The organism is Gammaproteobacteria bacterium, from assembly GCA_016765075.1.
Classification (GTDB): Bacteria; Pseudomonadota; Gammaproteobacteria.
This window is the reverse complement of the sequence record JAESQP010000143.1, coordinates 1-5,092: the sequence shown is the minus strand read 5'-3', so window position 1 is coordinate 5,092 and position 5,092 is coordinate 1. Positions and strand designations below refer to the sequence as shown.

Sequence of the window (5,092 nt, the reverse complement as noted above, 5' to 3'; positions counted from 1 at the left end):
TTGGCCTGGATGACAAGGTGAATGCCGAAGGCAGACATGAGTGCAGGAAGCCCGAAGGGGTTTCAGTAGAGGGTGCCCCCGTGTCAAGCACGGGGCAGGCTCTGGGGCATAAATCACCAAGTGAATTATTTACACAGTTTTTAGCTAAAAATCAGACAACACAACACACTAACTCAACACATGCCGCCGCCATCGCCGAACTGGCCACATTACACCGTCACACACGCACCCAACTGAGTGATATGAACTACGATTTTAGCCCATTATTGCCAGCAGACAGTGAGTCTATTGCTTCACGCACACAAGCACTCAGCCTTTGGTGCCAAGGATTTCTTTTTGGCCTCAGCGTAAGCGGCCTAAAAACCCTCGACGCGCTTTCAGAATCCAGCCGTGAAATCGTTGAAGACTTTAGCGCCATTGCGCAACTTGCAGAACAATTTGAAGAAGGTGAAGACGAAGAGTCTGCCTATATGGAACTGGTCGAATACTTGCGTGTCGGCACCTTTACCCTGGCCGATGAAAATAATAAGCAGCCCAAAGATACCTTACATTGAAGGAGTCTCTGGCAAGCGTCATACCTTATGTCTAAAATATTCAGTTACGTGCCCCGAGGATACTTCTGCGTCACCTAAAACATTGCCGGCTGGTGCGTACCCTCGTAGTCCTTCTAGAATAAATCAGAGCCACTCTTTAATAGAGCACCCCTACTTATGACAAGCGAATTCAGTAAACGCCGCCAGCGACTACTTAAACAAATGGGTCCAAATAGCATGGCTATTTTGCCTACTGCGACGGAAAAAATTCGCAATCGTGACGTTCATTATCCATTTCGACCTGATAGTGATTTCTATTATTTGACAGGATTTAGCGAACCTGAATCTGTCATGGTGTTATTACGTGAAAAATCAAAATCGCTCTTCATATTATTTTGCCGGCAACGTGATCGCGCGCTCGAAATCTGGAACGGCCATCGTTATGGCCCTGAAGGTGCAATAGACCAATTTGGCGCTGACGAAGCCTATGACATTGACACCCTGCACGACAAGCTTGGTGAATGGATGGGGGGTATTGAGCGTATCTTTTATACCCTGGGTCAAGACCATGAATTTGATCAACTGCTGACGCAAAAAGCCGAAACCTTACGTAATCAATCACGCAGCGGTGCTAATGAACCCTCACAATTTATTTCGCTGGCGCATATTATTCATCAAATGCGTTTGGTTAAATCCAATGCTGAAATTAAGCTCATGCAACGGGCGGCCAACATTGCCTCTGAAGCACATATTCAAGCGATGCAGCAGTGCAAACCCGGCATGAATGAATATGAAATCAATGCTGAATTAACCCATTGTTTTATGAAACATGGCAGTCACTCACACGCCTACCCATCCATCGTTGCTGGCGGAAAAAATGCCTGCATATTGCACTACACCGAGAATAATTCAGTATTGAATGATGGCGATTTATTATTAATTGATGCTGGCGCTGAATACGCTAACTACGCCTCCGATATTACTCGCACCTTTCCAGTCAATGGCCGTTTTAGCGCAGAGCAGCGCGCATTGTATGACCTGGTATTAGACGCACAGCTTGCAGCGATTAAAAAAGTGCAACCTGGCGCGCGCTATAACGTGCACCATGACACCGCCGTGCGCGTGCTCACCAAAGGCCTCATCAAACTCGGTTTATTAAAAGGCGATTACAAACAATTGATCAAAGACAATGCCTATAAAGATTTTTATATGCACCGAACCGGCCATTGGTTAGGCATGGATGTACATGATGTGGGGCCTTACAAACAAGGCCAACAATGGCTAAAACTTCGCCCTGGTATGGTGCTGACAGTGGAGCCAGGCTTATACATATCAGCTGATTGTAAAAAAGTCGCCAAACGTTGGCGCGGCATTGGTATTCGTATTGAAGACGATATTGTTGTCACGCGCACAGGCAACAAAGTGTTGAGTGCTGGCGCACCCAAACATGCCGACAATATCGAAGCCATTATGCAGGCCGCTTAATGGTTAAGGAAAAATTCGATTACGACATTATTATTGTCGGCGGCGGCCTTGTCGGTGCCGGGCTTGCCTGCGCCTTGGGGGATCTTAAATCTAACGGCAATAAACTACGTATTGCCATTATCGAAGCCATTGCCTTTGGTGACGCGGCGCAACCTAGCTACGACGATCGTAATATCGCCTTATCACAAGCCAGCTATCGAATATTTAACACGCTTGATTTATGGCCCGACATTATTAAGGCGGCAACACCCATCGAATCTATCGCCATTAGCAATCGTGGTCATTTTGGTGCTGCACGACTCCGTGCCAAAGATCACGGTGTCGAAGCCCTCGGTTATGTCGCACAAACTCGCGCTATCGGCGCAGCCTTTAAACAGCGTCTACAAAACCTGGCTAACGTCGAACTCATCTGTCCCGCACGCATCACTGCCTTGGATATCACCGATGAACAGGCCAAGGTCACCATAGAGCAAGATAACAATCATAAAACATTCAGTTGCTCATTAGTCATCGGTGCAGACGGCGCGAAGTCTAAAACACGCGAACTATTAGGCATCGCTACGCAAAGGCACGATCACGGCCAAACCGCCATTGTTGCCAATATCACACCAGAAAAACCTCATCATAATACTGCCTATGAGCGTTTCACCGATAGCGGTCCATTAGCCCTGCTACCTATAAGCGAACAACGTTGTGCCTTGGTCTATACCGTATGGCATCACGAAGTTGAAGAGATTTTAAACCTTGGCGACGATGTATTTTTAAAACGTCTATCCGAACGTTTTGGTGATCGCTTGGGCAAACTAATTAAAACAGGCAAACGCAGCTCTTACCCCTTGGCCTTAACCAAGGCAGAGAAAACCCTCGCTAAACGTGCCGTATTAATCGGTAACGCCGCACACAGTTTGCACCCCGTTGCGGGGCAAGGTTTTAATTTAGGCGTTAGAGACATTGCTGTGCTCGCTGAAACAATTAATGATGCCTTAGCTAAAAATATTGATATTGGCAATGAAACAAGTTTACAAACATTTCAACAATGGCGACAAAGCGATCAACAACGCGTTATCGGCTTCACCGAAACACTGGTTAGTGTTTTTAGCAATCCACTGACATCAGTCAAGCTATTGCGTAATATCGGTTTAGTCGGCGTCGATCTACTGCCACCTGTCAAAAAATTACTCGCACGGCAAACCATGGGCATTGCAGGCAAACAACCTCGACTTGCACGCGGCATACCATTGAGGAGCCGCTGACTTATTCATGAACTCGTATCTTATGCCTGAAATACCCAGCTCCTACGTTGCACCCCAAGGGCACTTCCTGCGGGGCGCAAATCTTGACAATAGCTCCACTATTGCCTGCAATTTGCGCCTTGAATCTGAATATTTCAGGCACAATCTACTTCGTCCAGAATAAGCCAGAGGCTCCTTAAATTAACCATGCAACACGACTACGACATGATTATTGTAGGCGCCAATATTGTTGGCTCAACACTAGCTTGCGCCTTAGCTGATAGCAGCTTAAAACTGCTCGTTATTGATGGCTTTAAACCCGAACCGGATTGGCCCAATAATTCCTATGACGATACTCATGACCTAAGAGTTTCCGCACTCACCAGCACATCCAGCGAACTATTTGAGAAACTTGGTATCTGGCAAAACCTAATCAAAGACCGGCCTAGCCCGTTTCGGGCACTACACGTATGGAATGAAGACGCCAATAATAAACTCAGCTTTGATAGTGCTGACACAGGCGAAGCCTACCTCGGTCATATCGTCGAAAACCGTCGTGTCCAACAAGCGCTGCATCAAGCACTGGCTTATCGACGTTCAGTAGAATTAAAGCTGGGTATATCACTAGCAACACTCACCATAGAAAAAGACAAAGCAACCATCACCACTAGTGACAAAAAAACCATTACAACAAAACTTATTGTTGGTGCCGATGGTGCACGCAGCAAAGTACGTGACCTTAGCAATATCAGCACAAACAGCTGGAGCTACCAACAACAAGCTATCATCGCCAATGTCAAAACCGAAAAGTCACATCAACAATGTGGCTGGCAACGTTTTTTAGCCACTGGGCCACTGGCCTTGCTGCCTTTAGCCGATGGTCGTTGCAGTATCGTCTGGTCAGCGCAAGATGCTTACGCCAATGAACTTATGGCAATGGATAAAGAAACCTTTGCGTCAGAAATGACCACTGCCTTGCAAAATGAACTCGGCCAAATTACGCTAGACAGCGAACGTGCCGCGTTTCCACTTAAAGCACAACACGCCAACAATTACGTCGCACCACGCATTGCCTTGATCGGCGATGCTGCCCACAGCATCCACCCCTTGGCTGGACAAGGCGTCAACCTAGGTCTGCTCGATGCCGCTTGTCTTGCTGAAATTATTAACACCGCGTTGGAAAACAAACGTGACATCGGCCGTGAACAAACACTAAAGAAGTATCAACGCGCCCGCAAAACCAGCAACCTCGCCATGCTCACCGCCACCGATGGGCTCAACAAACTTTTCAGCAATAACAACGATCTGCTTAACTGGGCGAGAAACACTGGCTTCGCCACAGTCAATGCCATGCCAAAAACTACGTCATTATTTATGCGCTTGGCAGCGGGCAAATAAAGAAGAAAACCTATGCAAACCAAATCGTTCTATTTCAGTCATTTGGCCTTGGCTACAGCCACGATTTTTCTGTTTGCGGCTTGTGACTCTGAAACGCCGAGCTAATACCTAAATAGGTATACTGTCCTTGGAATTGGGGAATTCCCATAAATAGGTATACTGTCCCGAATGGCACAGCTTATCTTGATGGTGATTTTTATATTCGCACTGATCCAGCGTGTATAAAATTATCAGCTAAAGAAGCAAATGAATATATTAGAGTTAATTTTAAATAAAGCTAACGCCTAGCATCAGCGGCAGTTCTAATAACATTAGAAATTTTATAAATCGTAGAAATGACAAAGGCCCCTTTCGGAGCCTTAGACTCAGCACCAGCGCGACTTGTCATCGTCATCGCCAGGCCGGCTACACTGGGCGGACCTTTGCGTAGTCTCGAATGCCTGA

The 5,092-nt window shown here is 46.6% G+C and carries 4 protein-coding genes; all 4 read left to right on the top strand.

The window, feature by feature from the left end:
• Positions 1–80 precede the first annotated feature (80 nt).
• The 4 genes from JKY90_08720 (at position 81) to JKY90_08705 (ending at position 4,648) form a co-directional block, all read left to right on the top strand.
• Positions 81–554, top strand: coding sequence for a UPF0149 family protein (locus tag JKY90_08720; GenBank protein ID MBL4852339.1), 474 nt, complete (start codon positions 81–83; stop codon positions 552–554).
• Between the two features lie 156 nt (positions 555–710).
• The gene (gene pepP, locus JKY90_08715; protein ID MBL4852338.1) at positions 711–2,018 is read left to right on the top strand and encodes a Xaa-Pro aminopeptidase; all 1,308 of its coding nucleotides are present in this window, start codon (positions 711–713) and stop codon (positions 2,016–2,018) included.
• A complete protein-coding gene (gene ubiH, locus JKY90_08710) occupies positions 2,018–3,271 on the top strand; it encodes a 2-octaprenyl-6-methoxyphenyl hydroxylase (GenBank protein ID MBL4852337.1) in 1,254 nt (417 codons plus the stop codon). Before pepP ends, ubiH begins: the two co-directional genes overlap by 1 nt.
• Before the next feature lie 186 nt (positions 3,272–3,457).
• Positions 3,458–4,648 carry a UbiH/UbiF/VisC/COQ6 family ubiquinone biosynthesis hydroxylase gene (locus JKY90_08705; GenBank protein ID MBL4852336.1) on the top strand — a complete coding sequence of 397 codons (1,191 nt, stop codon included), beginning with the start codon at positions 3,458–3,460 and terminating at the stop codon, positions 4,646–4,648.
• Positions 4,649–5,092: the final 444 nt, after the last annotated feature.

Bases quoted from the DNA above. Each gene is read 5' to 3' on its own strand.
- ubiH (MBL4852337.1), top strand. From the start codon at position 2,018: ATGGTTAAGGAAAAATTCGATTACGACATTATTATTGTCGGCGGCGGC.
- pepP (MBL4852338.1), top strand. From the start codon at position 711: ATGACAAGCGAATTCAGTAAACGCCGCCAGCGACTACTTAAACAAATG.
- JKY90_08705 (MBL4852336.1), top strand. From the start codon at position 3,458: ATGCAACACGACTACGACATGATTATTGTAGGCGCCAATATTGTTGGC.